Annotated in this window: 16 protein-coding genes and 1 pseudogene; 5 read left to right on the top strand and 12 right to left on the bottom strand. The window is 60.6% G+C overall.

What is annotated here, in order from left to right; translation table 11 throughout:
- Nucleotides 1-166: 166 nt before the first annotated feature.
- On the bottom strand, nt 167-940 hold the full coding sequence (locus D7Y61_RS13680; RefSeq protein WP_180866804.1) for a hypothetical protein: 774 nt from the start codon (nt 938-940) through the stop codon (nt 167-169).
- Between the two features lie 155 nt (nt 941-1,095).
- Between D7Y61_RS13680 and D7Y61_RS13675 the strand changes: the two genes are divergently transcribed.
- A complete protein-coding gene (locus tag D7Y61_RS13675) occupies nt 1,096-1,356 on the top strand; it encodes an XRE family transcriptional regulator (RefSeq protein ID WP_258010363.1) in 261 nt (86 codons plus the stop codon).
- Complete coding sequence (locus D7Y61_RS13670; RefSeq protein WP_180866802.1) at nt 1,353-2,687, top strand: type II toxin-antitoxin system HipA family toxin; 1,335 nt, start codon at nt 1,353-1,355, stop codon at nt 2,685-2,687. The genes D7Y61_RS13675 and D7Y61_RS13670 overlap by 4 nt, the downstream gene beginning before the upstream one ends.
- A gap of 116 nt (nt 2,688-2,803) precedes the next feature.
- Here D7Y61_RS13670 and D7Y61_RS13665 read toward each other — a convergent pair.
- Both D7Y61_RS13665 and D7Y61_RS13660 read right to left on the bottom strand, forming a co-directional pair.
- Nucleotides 2,804-2,908, bottom strand: a pseudogene (locus tag D7Y61_RS13665) (transposase); the annotation flags it as partial.
- Nucleotides 2,909-3,995: 1,087 nt separating this feature from the next.
- On the bottom strand, nt 3,996-4,436 hold the full coding sequence (locus D7Y61_RS13660; protein WP_258010362.1) for a cyclin-dependent kinase inhibitor 3 family protein: 441 nt from the start codon (nt 4,434-4,436) through the stop codon (nt 3,996-3,998).
- 434 nt (nt 4,437-4,870) lie between these two features.
- Here D7Y61_RS13660 and D7Y61_RS13655 point away from each other — a divergent pair, with 434 nt between their 5' ends.
- Nucleotides 4,871-5,263, top strand: coding sequence for an antitoxin Xre/MbcA/ParS toxin-binding domain-containing protein (locus tag D7Y61_RS13655; protein WP_180866800.1), 393 nt, complete (start codon nt 4,871-4,873; stop codon nt 5,261-5,263).
- Nucleotides 5,264-5,656: 393 nt separating this feature from the next.
- On the opposite strand, the gene D7Y61_RS13650 is transcribed toward D7Y61_RS13655, so the two are convergent.
- The 3 genes from D7Y61_RS13650 to D7Y61_RS13640 form a co-directional block, all read right to left on the bottom strand.
- A complete protein-coding gene (locus tag D7Y61_RS13650; protein WP_180866799.1) occupies nt 5,657-7,069 on the bottom strand; it encodes a hypothetical protein in 1,413 nt (470 codons plus the stop codon).
- Nucleotides 7,070-7,260: 191 nt separating this feature from the next.
- Nucleotides 7,261-7,986, bottom strand: a complete 726-nt coding sequence (locus tag D7Y61_RS13645; protein WP_180866797.1) for a hypothetical protein — start codon at nt 7,984-7,986, stop codon at nt 7,261-7,263.
- 105 nt (nt 7,987-8,091) lie between these two features.
- The gene (locus D7Y61_RS13640; protein WP_219627931.1) at nt 8,092-8,457 is read right to left on the bottom strand and encodes a dihydrodipicolinate synthase family protein; all 366 of its coding nucleotides are present in this window, start codon (nt 8,455-8,457) and stop codon (nt 8,092-8,094) included.
- A 137-nt stretch (nt 8,458-8,594) separates the two neighbouring features.
- Between D7Y61_RS13640 and D7Y61_RS13635 the strand changes: the two genes are divergently transcribed.
- Nucleotides 8,595-8,732, top strand: coding sequence for an integrase core domain-containing protein (locus D7Y61_RS13635; protein ID WP_279914261.1), 138 nt, complete (start codon nt 8,595-8,597; stop codon nt 8,730-8,732).
- Nucleotides 8,733-9,019: 287 nt separating this feature from the next.
- Here D7Y61_RS13635 and D7Y61_RS13630 read toward each other — a convergent pair whose 3' ends face one another.
- The 6 genes from D7Y61_RS13630 to D7Y61_RS13605 all read right to left on the bottom strand — a co-directional run bounded on the left by D7Y61_RS13630 (nt 9,020) and on the right by D7Y61_RS13605 (nt 15,483).
- The gene (locus D7Y61_RS13630; RefSeq protein WP_180866795.1) at nt 9,020-9,433 is read right to left on the bottom strand and encodes a hypothetical protein; all 414 of its coding nucleotides are present in this window, start codon (nt 9,431-9,433) and stop codon (nt 9,020-9,022) included.
- Nucleotides 9,434-9,462: 29 nt separating this feature from the next.
- Nucleotides 9,463-11,277, bottom strand: a complete 1,815-nt coding sequence (locus tag D7Y61_RS13625) for a hypothetical protein (RefSeq protein WP_180866793.1) — start codon at nt 11,275-11,277, stop codon at nt 9,463-9,465.
- Between the two features lie 128 nt (nt 11,278-11,405).
- Nucleotides 11,406-12,959 (bottom strand): site-specific integrase, encoded by a 1,554-nt coding sequence (locus D7Y61_RS13620; protein ID WP_180866791.1) that lies wholly within the window; start codon nt 12,957-12,959, stop codon nt 11,406-11,408.
- Nucleotides 12,943-14,178 carry a tyrosine-type recombinase/integrase gene (locus D7Y61_RS13615; RefSeq protein WP_180866789.1) on the bottom strand — a complete coding sequence of 412 codons (1,236 nt, stop codon included), beginning with the start codon at nt 14,176-14,178 and terminating at the stop codon, nt 12,943-12,945. Before D7Y61_RS13615 ends, D7Y61_RS13620 begins: the two co-directional genes overlap by 17 nt.
- A gap of 163 nt (nt 14,179-14,341) precedes the next feature.
- Nucleotides 14,342-14,917 carry a single-stranded DNA-binding protein gene (locus D7Y61_RS13610; protein ID WP_180866788.1) on the bottom strand — a complete coding sequence of 192 codons (576 nt, stop codon included), beginning with the start codon at nt 14,915-14,917 and terminating at the stop codon, nt 14,342-14,344.
- Nucleotides 14,918-15,087: 170 nt separating this feature from the next.
- Complete coding sequence (locus D7Y61_RS13605; RefSeq protein WP_180866787.1) at nt 15,088-15,483, bottom strand: hypothetical protein; 396 nt, start codon at nt 15,481-15,483, stop codon at nt 15,088-15,090.
- 138 nt (nt 15,484-15,621) lie between these two features.
- Between D7Y61_RS13605 and D7Y61_RS13600 the strand changes: the two genes are divergently transcribed.
- Nucleotides 15,622-16,653 (top strand): LacI family DNA-binding transcriptional regulator, encoded by a 1,032-nt coding sequence (locus D7Y61_RS13600; protein WP_180866786.1) that lies wholly within the window; start codon nt 15,622-15,624, stop codon nt 16,651-16,653.
- Nucleotides 16,654-16,723 lie beyond the last annotated feature (70 nt).

Raw genomic sequence — 16,723 nt, 5'->3', positions numbered from 1 at the left:
CTCCTGGCGGAGCTGGCCAAGAGGGCGTCGTGATCGGTGTTGTCTGCCAGGACGGGGCTTACAGCTTCCATGGACTTCCTTGTAGCAATGGGCGATTTACCCATTGTTCCAGTGGAAGCACCGCGACAAAGTTGCTAGCCCGGCGAGATAGCCCCGGAGTTAGCCATCAGGACTCGAGTAGTTCTTGAGGATCGGCGAATTCATCCGGATCACTGACCAGGCCGAACAGCAGGTTGCACAGCTCGTAGAAATCGATCTGGTGCACCCACAGGCGGCGGTAGTTCAACGTCGGCTTGCTGCGTTCGGCCTGGTAGCTGCGCTTCACCGCGTCGAGCGCGATGCGCAGCTGGTCCTCGGAAGCGGTTGGGACATCGATGTCCAGGGAGGACAACAGGAACCAGCGCCGGTCGGGGCTGTACATCGACGGCAGGGGCCGGCCGCCCAGGTCGGGTGACAGGCTGCGCACATTGGCAAAAGAGGCCTGCACGGCGTACTTGTCCCAGTCGAAGGATTCCCCTTCCTCCGGCGGTGCCGGCGGGGCCTGCTCGTAGACTTCGGCGCGGACGAACAGGCGTCGCGGCTCCGGTGGTACTGCTCGCTGCGTCCCGGTCTTCCGGAAGCCATTGGCCTCCAGGACGGCGCGTACCATCGACCCGATGGCCCGGCGTGCGCGGTCGGCCGTCTTGCCCGCCTCCGGGTCGGTCTCGGCCAGTTCGTCGATCGGCGCCAGGATGGGGGCGAGCAGATGGGTGATGCTGGCCACCGCCGGCAAGCCACGCAGGGAGAACGCTGCCATCTGGCGGTACACCGGTTCGGAGTTGATCAGCTGCCACAATCGGCCCTGATTCCAGGTCACGAAGTCGCCGAAGTGCGGCGAGCTCTCCTGGAAGGACTCAGCGTCGACGGGGCGGAACGAGTTCACGCGGGGGTGTGCCTGCATAGCCGTTATTCTTATGTGTGCATATGGCACGTACGTTATCAGCACAAAAGGTGCTCGGCAAGGCGGAATCCATAAGCCCGCGCTGGCCGCTTGCAAATTAGGCGTATATCCCTAATAGTCGGGCCGTTCGCCCATTCGTTAGGTGCATACGTCTAATGCAAACGCTCACGGAACTAGGGTTGGCCGTCGCCAATCGCCGGCGCGCCCTGCGCATGACCCAGGCCGATGTGGCCGCGCAAGCGGGTGTGTCGTCGGACACGCTGTCTCGGTTCGAGCTGGGGAGGGTCTCCGAGTTCGGATCCCGAAAGCTGCTTGCTGTCCTGTCCGCCCTGGGCATGGAGCTGGAGTTCAAGGAAGAGGGGGCCGCCGGCAACCTCGATGAGCTCCGGAAAGAGCACATGGCGCCGCGCCGATGAAACTGTCCGTCTATGTGCACGGGCGTGAGGTCGCCTCGCTGGAGGATCTGAACAGTTTCACGAGCCGGCTCAGTTACCACGATGACGTGGAGCAAGACGACTTCGTGTCGCTCACCATGCCGGTGCGGCGGGAGCCGTGGGACTGGGACGACCAGCTGCACCCGATCTTCCAGATGAACCTGCCCGAGGGCTACTTGCTGCAGGTGCTGCAGGAGCAGTTCGGCCCCCACATCGGCGGCAGCCCAATGAACCTGCTGTCGGTGGTCGGCAGGAACATGATCGGGCGCATCCAGATCGCGCCCCCTGGCGCCGCGCTCAATGAGCCGGCCAAACCGGTTGACGTGGCCGCGCTCCTGCAGGGCGACAACTCCGCCGAAGCCTTCGCAGAACTGGTGCGCGAGCATGCCACCAGCGGCGTTTCTGGCGTCGTCCCCAAGTTCCTGGACACGGAGAAGCTGACCGGCCTGGGCAACCACAAGAAGGGAACGCTGTTCACCCACCGGCACATCATCAAGGGCTCATCCCCGCACCTGCCGTTCGTGTCCCTCAACGAGCACCTGTCGATGCAGGTGGCGGCGAAGGTGCTGCCCACGGCCAAGACTGAAATCTCGCGAGATGGACAGGCGCTGGTCGTGGATCGCTTCGACGTGGATGACGACGGCCAGCCCCTATGGGGCATGGAGGACTTCTGCGCGCTGCTCGGCATGCGGCCGGCGAACAAGTACGAAACCACGTGGGAGCGGATCGCCAGGGCTGTTCGCGATCATGTTCCTGCCGATCGCAGGATGAGGGCGTACCGACATCTCGCCACGGTTGTTCTGTTGACTTATGCGCTCAGGAATGCCGACTGCCATGCGAAGAACGTGGCGCTTCGGTACACATCCCGCCGCGACGTTGAGGCTACGCCTGTCTACGACATGCTCACCACGGCAGCCTATGGCCAATACGCCAAGAACCCGCCAGGCATCAGCTTGGGTGGTCGAAAGACTTGGGATCCGGGCCGGACCCTGCAGCAGTCGATCGTGTCGGTATTCGGGGTGCCCGCGCGCGATCAAACCCTGATCGTGGAGCAGATTGGCCAGGCAATCTCCGAGGTCGCACCGGCGGTGCGTGAAGCAGTCAATGAGCATCCGGGCTTCCGCGAAATCGGCAAGAGGATGCTCCTGGCGTGGCAGGATGGCCTGGGCATGCTGCGAAACAAGCGCACGTACAACCTGGGGGAGCTGGACCTTGGCGAGTCGTTCCGTGGCCTGTCCGACCCTGAGCCGGTGAACTCCCAGCGGGCTGTGATTGGCCGATCTGAACTTGCTGATTCGGATCCGATGGGCTGAGCAGTAATGGGGCCGGCCTGCCGGCCCCGATCCGAACATTTAGACCGGCGGCGCCATCATCTGGCGGAAGTGCGTGGGCTACACCGACGAGGGATCTACATCGGACAGCAGCGGATCGACACACCTGGTCGCTCAGCCACCTCAGCTACCGGTCGGCCGTACTCGACAATCTGCCGTACCGCCTCGATCTTGAACTCATCCGTGTAACGCTTCGTGCTCATAACCACCTCCGCCTAAGCCATAGTTTATGGCTGCGAGGTGTCTACGAAATCCTGGGCGATTCACCGCCGCAGGCATGGGTTCAGACATCGCACTAGTGCGGCCCGGGCGCCGGCTGCGCATTTTCCAACATGATACCGGCACTTGGTGGTAGACCGAAGTCACTCAGCCTTCTAGGCGTCCACGCGATCCAGGGTTCTAACCCGAAATCACGGACGGTTGCAAAAGGGTTGAGAACTTCTGGTCTTGCCTGGCGATCAACCCCGACCGGAACCCCAGATCATCGTTCTCCGATGAATGGCCCATGCAGACGTCGCGGGCTTCGTTACTCTCACGGTCCTGCCAGTCCTGGTCAGTCCTTGTCAGTCCTTGTGGCAGGAGGTGGTCAAATGCTGGCTATCACCATTTGCTTCAGGCGCAGTATCCCTGCCCAACCACTGGCCTACCAACCCCTCCCCATAGTGAAGGCAGCGGTCCGCATGCGGACGCCAAGCTGAAGGCATTCATCCGAGTGCGAATACCTCGAGTCAGGGCATTTACAAACAGCCAGCCAGTTGGGCATTGCCACCAAATGAACTGGGCAGCGACACCAAGTGAACTGGACACCGCCACCAGCTTGTTAGGCACCTGCGGGTACCGATGAGATTGATCGCCTGGACCAGCAGAAGATGATCACGCGACCGAGCCTGGTGACCAGCATCGTTGCTCGATCAGAACCATCATTCCCATAGGTCGCCGAGAACTTTGATCAGATCAACGCCCCCCGACAGCGCCGCCAAACGAACTCGACACCGCCGCCAGCCAGTTGGACACCTGACATGGCACCGATGCCCCCTTTCGGCCAGTAGCGGACGTTCAACGCCCGGGTTCAGGAGTGTCCCAGCCATAGGCGGGGAAGTCCTACTGGAACCACTTGTTGGGTCTCAATTTGAGCCCTCTAGTTTGGTCAGGCGGCAGGCCATCTCGTCACGAACCTCAGTCTCCGAGTGAGCTGAGAGTGCCTTTAGCGCCTCAATGGCTTCTGGAGTACCGATGTCGAAGAGTGCGTGGCTGAACCATTTTGCCACCACGCCGGAACGCTGGTTTCGGTCATCCCGACGTCCACCCACGAATGAAGGCTTCCTGTTCCCGTGTCTCTACGGCACCTGGGCGCGCCAGTCGGATCATTCGTATAGCGTCTTCGCCATCTTGGGTGGTTCCGGTGTCCAAGAGCAACATTGAGGCGACGGTACCAGCGCGACCTAGTCCACCTTTGCAATGGACGACGACCTTCCGACCAGCACGTAGCTCCCGCGACAACAAGGGTCCTAGCGCCTTCCATCGGTCCAGCAAGCGTGCGTCCGGCGCAGCCCCATCGGTGATTGGCAAGCCATGCCAGATGAGTCCATGGGCAGCGGCGCGTTCAGGCAGCGACGTGATCCGAAGCTCCTCGAACTCCCAGGGCTCGATCAACGTGATGAGGTGGTCCGCTCCCCAGGTGCGGATCGCGGCAAGGTCTATGTCGATATCCCTGGCCCAGGCGCCGGTCATCGCCGATTCCTGGAATTTTCCCGGCGCAAAGGTGACTCCTATCGCACCGCCTTGCGTACCTACGGCCAGCTCCGCAATGCGGATGGGGTCCGAAACACTTGTCCTGACCACACGGGTCTCCTGCGTCCAGAGTGGGAGCAAGTTTAGTAGGAATGAACCCCACTCTCGACGAGGTTTTGCTGTGGATGCCAGCGCTCATGGGAATTGATGAAGCGCGCAAGCGAGGCGCCTCCCGAAGAATCAAACACTTGAGATTAGCTGCGTACCAGTAGGCTCACGCCTGCGCATCTGGCCGCGCGTACCAGTAGGCTCACGATGTAGACACGAAATAGTTTTGAGAGCAATGTCAGCGCCGACGAAACCGCCGAATGGTCGAGGCCAATCCTGATATGCACATGACGACAACCGATAACCCACGTGGCTAGCCCGATATCATGAGCCAGCCGTTCGTGAGGAACGCCCCTGGTCTTGCAGGGCCAGCCTTGCAGGCATTCGTTCAAATTGTCAACGCTTGGTCCCTGACAGAACTGGAGCAATCGGCGATTCTGGGGCAACCTGTGGAGGCCGCCTTCGCTGTATTGAAGACGGGCGTTGTGGATGATATTTGGCCCGAGACCCTTGAACGGGTGAGCTACCTGATTGGCATATACCGCGCGCTACGCACCATCTTTCCCAATCAGCAGCAAGCTGACGGCTGGGTCCGCCGCCCCAATACGGCTGCTCCGTTCAGTGGAGATAATGCGCTAGCGCTTATGTGCAGTGGTCGGCTCAGTGACCTCGCGACGGTGCGACAATACCTGGAAGCTGAGGTATTGGTCGAGCCCTAGCGTGCAATTGCTTTCTCGCGACCTACTGCAAACTGATGCTCGCCGGCTCCAAGTCACGAGGTACTGGTTGCTCAGCCGTCGATATTGCTGCAGTCTGACTGCGGCTGGCTAGTTTGAGCATGAGCCTCAGAGCTTAAAGTGCCGACCAGAGATCACTTGAGCAAAGTAAATTGAGGCCAAGTCCGCGTCGTTCACGTTCATAGGACGACTTGCCATCGCGGTAGCGGCAGCTGTAGCGATCAGCTTGGTTTTTCTGCCCATAAGGGCATCGCGCCAATTCCGATGCAGCTGTTGGGGATTGGACTCCAAATCGCTGTGCTACTCAAAACCGGGGGGACGTCGCGTCGGCTGCAATCGACCCAAAGTGGACACTGGACGCCCGTTCAAATGTCCTCAGTTCGGAGCGGGATATCGCCAAGCTGGCTCGGTCCCTAGCTCCTCGCCTTTCATGAAGAGCCTGGGGTCACCCAGCAAAGGCAAAGGCATTCTCGAAGCGTAGTCGGCGGTCTCATCCATGGTCCACGCCTTGGTTTCGGCAGTGTGCGTCAATAGATAGTGCGTGGTTATGGCTCCAATGTTGGAATCAAAGCGGAAGCCAGTGATTTGTTCTTGGATCCGCTTCCTGCGCAAGTCGGCGGCGTTTGCGTCGCGTTCGGCATCAGCCACGATGTGCGCTGCACCGAGTGCACAGCCCTCAAGCTGCCGGTCGATCTCCGCAAGCTTGGATCGAACATGGCGGGCGCGGGCCTCAATTGATTCGGGGCTTTCCGTGTCCCAGCTGCAAAGCGCTACTGCTTCGAATCTGTCCAAGTAGCGCGGGTCCAGGTCATGGGAAGTTCCTCGGACGCCCATCAGGACCCGCTGCGATGGAACGACTGTCTGAGTGAACAGACGGAAGAGCTTGGGACCGACCAGTAGCGAGGAATCAGCCGTGTCTTCACTTAAAGCCTGGTGGTCGCCCTGCACGATTCTTCCGCGGGCAAATGAATCTTCCCACGCGTAGTCGATCGGATTTTCACCCAAGGCACACTCCATGTGCTCCATAAGGTAGCTAGCAGGAACAGAATCCAGTGGCGCGAGGAACGTGACATCCAGGTGCACAAAGGAATTTCTAGCTGCGACTAGGTCGCACACCAGTGCGAACATGCCTCGGACTTTCGTGGTTTCTGAAAGTTCGTACTGGCCGGGACGTAGACGTTTGCACTCGATTTTGGCATTACCTCGATCAGAGAGCAGCTCGATATCCGGAGTCCTTCGGTCCGATTCGGGGATGAACCTCAGACGGTACCCCTCCAGCAAATAACGAGCGGCGGTGGTCAGTTCAAGCAGGCCGCCTTCGGGATGGTCATTTCGAGGGTTCAGGAACTCCCTTGCACGGGCCTCGGCGCCTTCAACCCGATGCAGTTGGGGAAGGGTGCCACCGATGAGCTTCAAAAACGGGATTGTCCGCGAAGCGAGGCGCGCGTCGAAGAAGCGCCGATCGCGGATCAGCGCATGCGCTTGGAGTAGCATTCCCGCAGGCAAGTCACCAGGTGGCAGGAGGTCCATGGGGTCAGGCCAGAGCATCGACCCTGCCGTTGGCAAACAAGCGCTGGAAAAATGTTCCTTGGCTGCTTCAATCCTTCGGACAAGATCAGGACCCGCCACATGGTGCATCCATGCTAGCGTTCGCTCAACGTCGGAGTCGTTTTCGAGGCCTATCTGCATAGTGAGGAAGTTTTCCTGCTTCTGATTCAGCATTCCGAATGGGCGGGTAAAGGCGTCGCCCCCACCCCAGTTCGCGAACGCATTCGATAAGAACCTCATTCAACCCGTCGCCTGACAGGCCGGGGGGGCTCGCAATGCCGCAGATCATAACGCACACCTGCCTGCAGCCCACCTCTCGCCGGTAAGTCCCAGCCATAAGTCTTGCGTTTCGCGGTGCAGATCCGCGACCAGGTCGGTCCGCTATTGGCCGACAGCGGACGCCCACCGCTGCTCAATTTCCAGCTCCTTGCCTACGGTGCCCGCTGATCAACCCGCGACACCACAGGCGCGATCACAACCGCAGCGATCGCGATCCACAACGCCAACGACGCCGAGCCTGTCACCACCATGCCCGCGACCGCTGTGCCGGCAGACCCCGCTGCGATCTTCAGCGCGCCAACCCATAGATACACCTGGCCCTTGCCCTGTGCAGGTGCATATTCGGTACGCGCTGCCAGCGTAGCGGCAAAGAAGTAGGCGTCGATGCACCCGGCGACGAAGTAGGTGGTCAAGGCGAATTGGAAGCTTCCGCTGGCCGCAACAAGCACAAGCGCCAACCCAAGGAATCCGGCGTACCACGTCATGGCCTGGTCGGGCGTCAGCCGGATCGGCCGTGCCATGACACCGGCGGAACCCGCCAGATTCCCGATTCCGTACACGGCGGTCAGCAGGGCCGCGCTGGCTGCAGAAATGCCAAGCACGGGCGCAAGGTAGACTGCTACCACCGGCAACGCGGCGACGCCGAAGGCCACCAGCATGGTCATGTAGGCTGTCCGCCGTAAGCGGCTATCGGTCGCCATGAACACCAGCGCGAAAAGGCCGCATGCCGCCGCGATGAAGTGGCGCGGATCATCGGAGGTGTCGATACGGCGAGCGACGAAGGGCCCGAACAGGTGCGGTGCTGTCACGCACGCTGCCATGGCGCCGGCCAGGGTACCGCTACCACCGGAGAGCGTGACCAGCAGGACGACAGCCACGACCACGCCACCGTCGGCCGATCGGGCGAGGATCGCCGCTGTGACGTAGGTGGCCAGCCCCCGGTTCGACCGGGGGTGTCGGAGGTGCCGCTGCCGTGCATGGACTCAGGCCAGACCCGTTGCGGCAAGTACTGCCGCCAGCTCGGCTCTGTCGTTGCCGGTCAGTGTCTGCAGTGGGCGAGGCAGATTGCCGCCGCTGCAAAGTCCCAGTAGCTCTGCGGCGGTTGCCACCACGCGGATGCTGCCGCCGTGCTTGTCAAAAAGCGCCCACAGCGGTTGCAGCCGGTCGGAGCATTCCTGTGCATCCTGCGCTCGGCCAGCCACCGACAAGCGTGTGATCTGCAGAGCGATCTCGGGGAACAGGCCGCCAATGACGGAGTACCAGACTTCACAACCAGCATTCAGCCCGCGCGCCGCCACCGAATCGCCGCTGATGCCGATGGTGATGTGGGACGGGACCTTGGCGCGCAACCTAGCCACGCGCGCAGCTGGGCCTTGCAAACCCCCGTCACTTCGATCACCAGTCCCGGTTCGGGGTGCTGCAGGTAGAGCGCCCCGTCGAACCCCACCTGGGTGGTCTTGTAATGACCCAGTGATTTCCCGCTCAGGTGCACCGCCATCGCTTTGAAAGCCAACAGCACGCGACCCGCGTGGTCGGCGATTGGATCCAGTTCTACAACCACCGGCGTCCGCACCAGGCGCTGGGCATGAAGACCCCTGCTGAGGCATATGCTTTAGCAGCCTGACCTGTGCAGAAACCGCTGGGTCATTACATTGTGCTTGGATGGCTGCATTCTGCGCAGCAACTATGTTGCTGCATGCACCCTCAAGACCACAGAGGGGCGACTCATGTGTGAACGGCACGCCTAGTTTCGGATGTGGTTGCGCAGCCAGCAAGTAGAACAGCAACAGCCAACATCCAGATAGGACCAGCACCGAGCGTAACCCGTCAAAACGCGCTCATCACCCTCTCCATTTGAGGAGTGTCAGGCAAGCCGAAGGAGGCTCCTGCGACTTCTCCCCTTATCCGCCCCTAACGCTCACCAAGCGCACGACCCCTCTTGCTCCCGTAGATGCTGGACACTCTTCGGTCCGGCGGCGTTAACGGCCTATAGAGTTCCTCAGGATCAATGCCAATCCGTTTCGCGTTGGCTTCAATCAACGCAAGCTGAGCTAGAAGAGAGTTCACCTGCTTTCCCAGCTTATCCACCTCCAACTTTTCCGCATCAACACGTTCTTCAAGAGATCTCCGCTTGGTGTACCGACCGAGCTTTGCGTCTCGAGCAGCTCTCTTGTCGGCAGCAGCGATGACGACATCCAGTCCATACTTCTTCAAGACACGGCGGTCATGGCCAATAGCCTTCGCAACCGCCAACGCGGAAAGGGGCATTTCCCCATAGGGAAGCAATGCAGAATCCGCAACGTACTTGGCAACCTTCTCGGTCACTCCTACTTCTATCGATGGCCTGGCCATGTTTAATCCAAAGACCTAAATTTGGAGGAATCGTGCTCGAACGGGGCAACAATGGCAGAATCATCTTTTGGCAGTGTCGCTAGAATAATACGCAACCCCTCATCGGTCGCCTTAAGTTCATCCACCCACTCAGCGACAAGCAACCCGGCCCCTGCTTCCTGAGCAGCCTCAGCATCCTGGAGCGCTCTTTCGTTCCGTCGCTGAAGATCAACCAATCGTTGCCGCTGCGAAGTATCGCTCGTGTCGAACAAGTACGAACCACACCGCTTCACGCAGTTCATAGCACTGGGGCACGGCGAAGCATTGAAGTCGTGGACACAGAAGCCCAAGTGGGTCACATGAACAGCCTGGACCACCGTCTCAAGAAAGATATCGCGTTCGTCGGTCGCAAGAGAAAAGTACATCGCAGCGATGTCCCCTTTAAGGCGACCAGCCCGTATATGCTCTCTGAGCCTACGGAGACGCTCCTCAGAAGTCAGGTGTTTGTACGCCAGGAGATCCCCCTCATTCGCCCTGCGCTGCCACCGCACAAGATACGTGTCGGCGATACCTGCACCTGATGCTTTGGAGGTGACATAGTGACGGATCTGATGCGAATTGACATTGATCGCACGACCATCCTTCTCCAGTAGGCCCAACCGCTCAAAAACTGATTTCAGCCCGTTCCCACTCCCACCTAGGAAAGTTCCAACTTGCTGTTGACGAATCAAGGAGACCATCAGCGGGCTTGTCCCTTTCTCGCTATGCCCGGCATTTTTGAAGCAGATGAACAGCGCCTCATCTAAAGGAAGCCATGTCCCATCCGCGCGCATTGTCACGCCGCGAATAGATTCCTGAAAATTCTTCTCACGAAGTTCTTGCAGATAATTCTGAAGCGATGGCCGACTGAACACGACGACCTTAGCGACCGGATCCTTCCTCGTCTCGACATGTTTGGATAGGTACATCGCGCCCTGCGCTCCAAGCAAATCGCCGATCTCGCGAGCAGTTAACCAATCCTTCTCCATCGCCCAGTTCGGCAGAGGGAACTGATGCGGAGATGCGACCAACTCCTTTGCGCGAACCCTCGCATCGCGAGTTAGCTCCAAGGCTCGCCGTACTGCTTCCTGCGCCAGAGCTGCTTGCCCGGCGCTTAAAGGGATCTTCTCCTCAATCGTCCCATGCCCCTTCGCCTTGAAGTAGAAGAGGAAGTCTCTCCCTCCCTCTTTTCGAACGGGATCCGTTGCGAGCTGAAGCGGTTCAATGACGCGCAGACCTGTGGCGAACATCAGTGCCGGGATACAGGACACCAGTTGCTCAAATGGACTAAGCGCATATTTCCCAGCAAAAACGTCTGCCAATGCCGTGATCGCTTCTTCGCTGGGAAGCAATGACGACCTCGCCTCCTGCCCAGCTAGCGTCATTCGATCAGCGCTCTCCTGCCGAGGAGTGCGGAAATCAGGCGATACGGTCGCGATCACGCCCGCCTCGGCGAGTCCTGTCAGCATTACTTGCAGGTCCACGCACCGACGATAGACACTGCTTGGCTTCATGCCAGACTCGAGCATCATGTCTTCTGCTCGCTCTGCATCCTCCTTCCCTAAGCTCTCCCATTTGAACAGCTCACCATGGCCGCCAAGACGTACCTCAAGTGCCTCCCATAGCCAGCGCGCTGCGGTCGACCTGTTGTACAGCGTCCCAGGCTCCTTCCCGCAAATGGCCAGGTAAGCCTTGAGTACCTCCGCGAATCGATCCGGCAGATTCTTTCTGTACTGTCTATTTGCAATGCCCGCGAACAACAGCGAGACACTGCCGTCCCCCGAACCGGACTTCTTCAAATGTCGAATGTTCCATGAGGGAGCGGCGAAGTCCTGCCCGGGAAACCTGACCGCAAATGCGGCCCTCCCTCGTTCGAGGTAGGCACGCTCCGCTGGAGACAATAGCGTCGCAACTGCCCTAACACCCTTCACGATCCGCGCTCCTCAGCAATCTGCCGTTCCAAGTCGCGAATGGCTTGGATGGTCAAGACCAACTCTCCCCCGATCCTGTCATCAGCACGATCACCGAACCTGCTGCGCGCCATTGCCTCAAGCGCATCACCCACCGCCTTGTGATCCACCTCCCGAAACGCCGCAAACTTTGGGCATCGGTAGCAAGTGATCGGGGGAGCCAACTTACAGATCCCGGACCGTTGTACATCATGGCCGCAGGCGCCAAGCCCCATCTGCAGAATGGGCGCTTCAGGAAGCTGAGGAAACACACCAGGGACCACTCTTCGCTGCAGCCCCTCATATGGCGAAACATCCGCGGCGCCAGCAAGCTTTCCATGAAATCGATGCAGGTGATTTCCGAATGCCTTTTCCAGGCGTTCCTCGATCTGGTCCATGACGGTTCCAGCTGCATCGAAGTACACCTCTACGTTCTGCAGATCTACGTGAAACAGCAGATGCGCAATATCGAAGCGCGAGGCGCCATCTCTTGCAGCCTCAGTTGCCAGCGTGTAGCGGAATCTGGAAGGATTTGCCTTTAAGAGATCACCGGTTCGAGGCGAGACGAGACCAACCTCATCGACCCAGCCTTGCAGCAGGTGACGCAGGTCCGCGCTCGACGTATCCGGGTCCAACCACCAACAAAGCGGTGTTGTTTCGTCGTGCATCGACGGCTTGAGCTTGTCCAGCCGTTCGCCAAGCAAGGTACTGATGGGTCGATCTTCCTCAACCCGGTGTTCCCCACGCTCCTTAGCGCGAGGGATTGACAGCACATAGCGCACCAATGTTCTTGTCTCACCCGACTCAACGACGTTGGCTTCAAACCGGCGCAACCCTGACCACCGCGTTCGCAGCACTTGGATCGGGCGCAGGCCCAGTTCCTGAAACAGCTGGGCAATGATCACCCCCTTCGGATTGCCTAAGCCTCGCTTCAGTGCTTTGTCGAGAAGCTCCACTTCTTCGGGCGTGAAGCTACCGTCTTCAGGATCGGAGCCAAGCACCTTACGACCCTTCAGATTCCCAGGCGCCTTCATGCCCTTCAACTGCAGCGAGAGTGCTGGATCGAAGTCAGTTAGCCTAGCAACATGCGCTCCCCACGCGTAGATCGCACGAAGATGGGCGAAGTCATTTCCACCAACTCCCTGTGGTGATTCCAGACCAGACGAAAGAACTGCTTGGAAGTCCGAAATTCTCAGTTCGGACCAGTTGACACTGCCCGTTCGCGATCCGGTGCGCAAGCATCTAACAGATCTTGCTGCCGCTTGGACAATATTTCTGAGGCTCCACGCAGCCGAAGTAGCTGCCTTCTTAGCAACAAACAGCTTGACGATCAGAATGAATCGGTCACTACACAGCTTCCGCAGCGGCCGGTAGTCAACCTCAACCAATCCTCCACCATCACTATTGGCACGCAACGACCAGATATCACCTTGCGTACTCAGCTCCTGCCGATCCTTGGTCAACACTGTTTCTGGGAGCTCGGGCAAGTCGCTGAGCTGCTCTGTGAGAAGGCGGTCAGGAGTCGGAGTCATTCCCTAACTCCATATCGAACCGTGCATTGCGCTTTCGCAAGTAGGCATTGCCGCGCTTCTTCAGCGCATTTTTGATGTAAGTGAAGGGCGTGTTCGATGTGGGCGCCCAGCCCCCCATCTCGCGCAGCATTCCGAGCACCACTTCCGATGAATCCGGACTGCCCAGATACTGCTCCAGCAGATCGTCCGCAACTTCTTCGGCCCAGGTGTGTCGCAGCACGTGCCAGCTCATTCGACGCGAAAGACGTCCATTGACGGCCTTCCAGATGGCATCCAAGCTCGAACCGGAAATCGGCGTGCCTTCTTCAGTCACGAGCAGATAGGGCGTTCGCGCTCCACGCCGACCACCATCACGGAGCAGCGTGTGGCTGTACTGGCGAATGGCTAGCGCCAGTACATTGGAGATGGGAAGCTCACGCTCGACAGTTTTCACTTTCGGACGGTTAGCGCTGGTGCGTGTATCCAACACATCCTGCGGTCGCCGAAGCACTGCGATGCATGGCCCGTCTACGTTGCGTACATCGTCCGTACGGAGTTTCCCGACTTCGCCCCGCCGAAGCCCTGAGTAGCGTCCAAGCAGAGCCCCAATCCAGTTTCTCAACCGGGTTTTCGGATGCCAAGGGTTATGATCGGGAAAGCGCAGCGGCGTCTCGTAGCGCCCATCCTTGCTCCTGATGGGACCAATCAGCTCCCACAGGGCAACATCATCGCCGGCGGCAAGAGGCTCGATTCGCTTTCCACGAGACCTGAAGGCACGCAAGTCCGAGAATGTCAGCCGGAGCTGCTCGTCGTAGAGTGTCAGTTCCGACGGGGGCACATAGCCTTTCCCCCCTCGATCCATTGGCTTTGCAAGCCAACGCAAGAAGCGTTCAATGTTGGGCACGCATTGGCCGATCGTGGCCAGTGCCCGGACGCCGCGGGTATCCCCTTGCCCTACTCTCAAGTACTCGATCAGCCGCTCAAGATCATTTGCCGTCAATCGATGGCCGTCAGCGAACAGGTCGTCCAACGATGCATTCAACCGGTCCTCGCAGAACGTGTAGAGCAAGGCCGCTGCACGCAGGCCATCTGCCAACGTCTTTTCACTGACCGCATTTCGTCGCGAGCGCATCACCCATCGCAAGGCCAAGCGTGGAGGTAATCCAGTGCGCTCATCCACCAGCGTGGGCACAAGCTCCTGCTCCTGCGGGCCCGCTGCCGGCAAGGTCACATTGACCACTCGGAAACGTGGTGCTGTCGCGCCAGTCAACCGCACAGCCGGTCCTTTTATGAACAGCTTGGTCTAGATAGAAATCTACCAGCAAACTCTGGCAAAAAAAAATGGCAGGAAACCGAAGTTCCCTGCCACATTGGTAAATGTACAACTGAGACTACATAGTGTTCTAGAACGGAATATCGTCGTCAGCGAAGTCGTCCATCGGCGGCGCCTGCTGCGGCTGCGGGCGCTGGTTGCCCCCTTGGTTGCCGTAGCCGCCGCCCTGGTTGCCGCCCTGGTTGCCATAGCCACCGCCCTGGCCGCCACGCTGGCCGCCGCCACCGCCGCCGTATTCCTGGCGCGGGGCCTGCTGGCGCTGCGGGCGATCGCCGCCGAAGTTGCCGCCACCGCCACCACCGCCGCCTTCACCGCGGCCGCCCAGCATCTGCATTTCGTCGGCGACGATATCGGTGGAGTACTTCTCCACGCCGTCCTGGCCGGTGTACTTGTCGTAACGCAGGCTGCCTTCAACGTAGACCGAGCTGCCCTTGCGCAGGTATTCGCCGGCGATCTCACCGAGCTTGCCGAAGAACACCACACGGTGCCATTCGGTACGCTCCTGCTGGTTGCCATCCTTGTCCTTGCGGACGCTGGTGGTGGCCAGGCTGATGCGGGTGATCGCCATGCCGCTCTGGGTGTACTTCACGTCCGGGTCGTTGCCGAGATTGCCGACCAGGATGACTTTGTTGATGCCGCGCGCCATAGATGAATTCTTCCGTTGTCCGGGGCTGGCCCAGTGATAGCACACCCAACGGGGTGCCGGTTCGCCGGGTCTCCCACGGTTGCGAATGGGGGATGTCGGAACGAGGCATCTTACCATTCCCTCAGCCCCGGGCCCGTAGGGGATCTGGACGATCGGGGTCGGAACCTGCCTCAGCGGCGCGTTGGTCGATCCAGCAGGAGGCCGGTGACACAGGTGACCTCGCCCCGCGCCACGACCCGGGGGCCCTCATGGCAGTGGAAGCGGACGCCAGGCCGGATGCGCTCACGGTGCAGCCTCACCCGCTGCACGTCATTGACCACAGTCAGGCCCGCCAGCAGCGGCTCACCCACCGGCAACGGCAGATCCACCGCCCAGCTGTCACCCGACGCCTGCCTGAAGTCGGGCCAGATCATGAACAGTTCCAGCTCCCGCACGCCGTCGGCGTAGGCGAAATCCCAACGAATGCCATTCCGGGGCGGGCTGCGGCGTCCACCTTCCTCGGGCGTCAGGATGCGGATCCGGGCCAGGAAATCGTCGGCGACGTCAGGGTACAGGCGAAATGTCACCAGGTGTCTCCCAAAGGCAGGACGCCGACCGTCGCATGACCGGGGGCCTGTCCACAACCCGGGCCCCGCACGGACTGCCGCCAGCCACCCCATGGCATCATGCCCGGGCACCTTCCACCTGGCCCCTCCCACCCGCACATGACCATCAAAGGCAAAGCCACCTCCCTGGACATCGCCCACCTGGCCGGGGTCTCCCAGCCGACCGTGTCGCGGGCCCTGCGCGGCAGCCCGATGGTCAATGCCGAGACCCGCGAGCGCATCCTGCGCATCGCCCGCGAACTGAACTACAAGGTCGACAAGAACGCCTCCAGCCTGCGCCTGCGCAACGCCGGCACCCTGGCCTTGCTGTTCTTCGAAGACCCGACCAACGACGATTCGCTGATCAACCCGTTCTTCCATTCGATGCTGGGCTCGATCACCCGTGCCTGCGCCCTGCATGGGCAGGACCTGCTGGTCTCGTTCCAGCAGCTGTCCACCGACTGGCAGGCCGATTACGAGGACAGCAACAAGGCCGACGGCATCATCCTGCTCGGCTACGGCGACTACCACGAATCACGCGACCGCCTGCAGCGACTGGTCGAACAGGGTACGCATTTCGTGCGCTGGGGTGCCGCCCTGCCCGGCCAACCGGGCGTGTCGATCGGCAGCGACAACTTCCAGGGCGGGCATGACATCACCACCCACCTGTTGCAGCAGGGCTGCCGCCGCATCGCCTTCCTCGGCCATGCCTCCAGCCATTACCCCGAATTCCAGGAGCGCTACCGCGGCCATGTCGCGGCCCTGCAGGACCACGGCCTGGCCGCCGAACCGGCACTGCAGCACGATGCCATCACCACCGAGGCGTCCGGCCAGGAGGCCTGCCAGCTGCTGCTGGCGCGTGGCGAGCCGATCGATGCGATCTGCGCCGCCAGCGACCTGATCGCCATCGGTGCGATGCGTGCCCTCCGCGACGCCGGGTGGCGGGTGCCGCAGGACGTGGCGGTGACCGGATTCGACGACATCCCGCTGGCTGCCTCCGTTTCCCCTGCGCTGACCACCGTGCAGCAGGACACCAAGCAGGCCGGGCAGCTACTGGTGGAGCGCCTGCTGGCGCTGATCGGCCGGCAGCCGGTGGACAGCCAGAGCATCCCGGTGAAGCTGGTGGTGCGCGAGTCGTCGCTGCGCGGTTAAGCGCCGCCAGACCACCTGCCCCCTCCAACGTGCGACGGCGGCTGTCTCCCCCCATGACCAACGGCGGATG

Origin of the sequence: Stenotrophomonas maltophilia, assembly GCF_013464485.1 — a bacterium.
GTDB lineage: Bacteria > Pseudomonadota > Gammaproteobacteria > Xanthomonadales > Xanthomonadaceae > Stenotrophomonas > Stenotrophomonas maltophilia_AW.
Note: the sequence above shows the minus strand (reverse complement) of the source record. Positions and strands in the feature narration are given on the sequence as shown.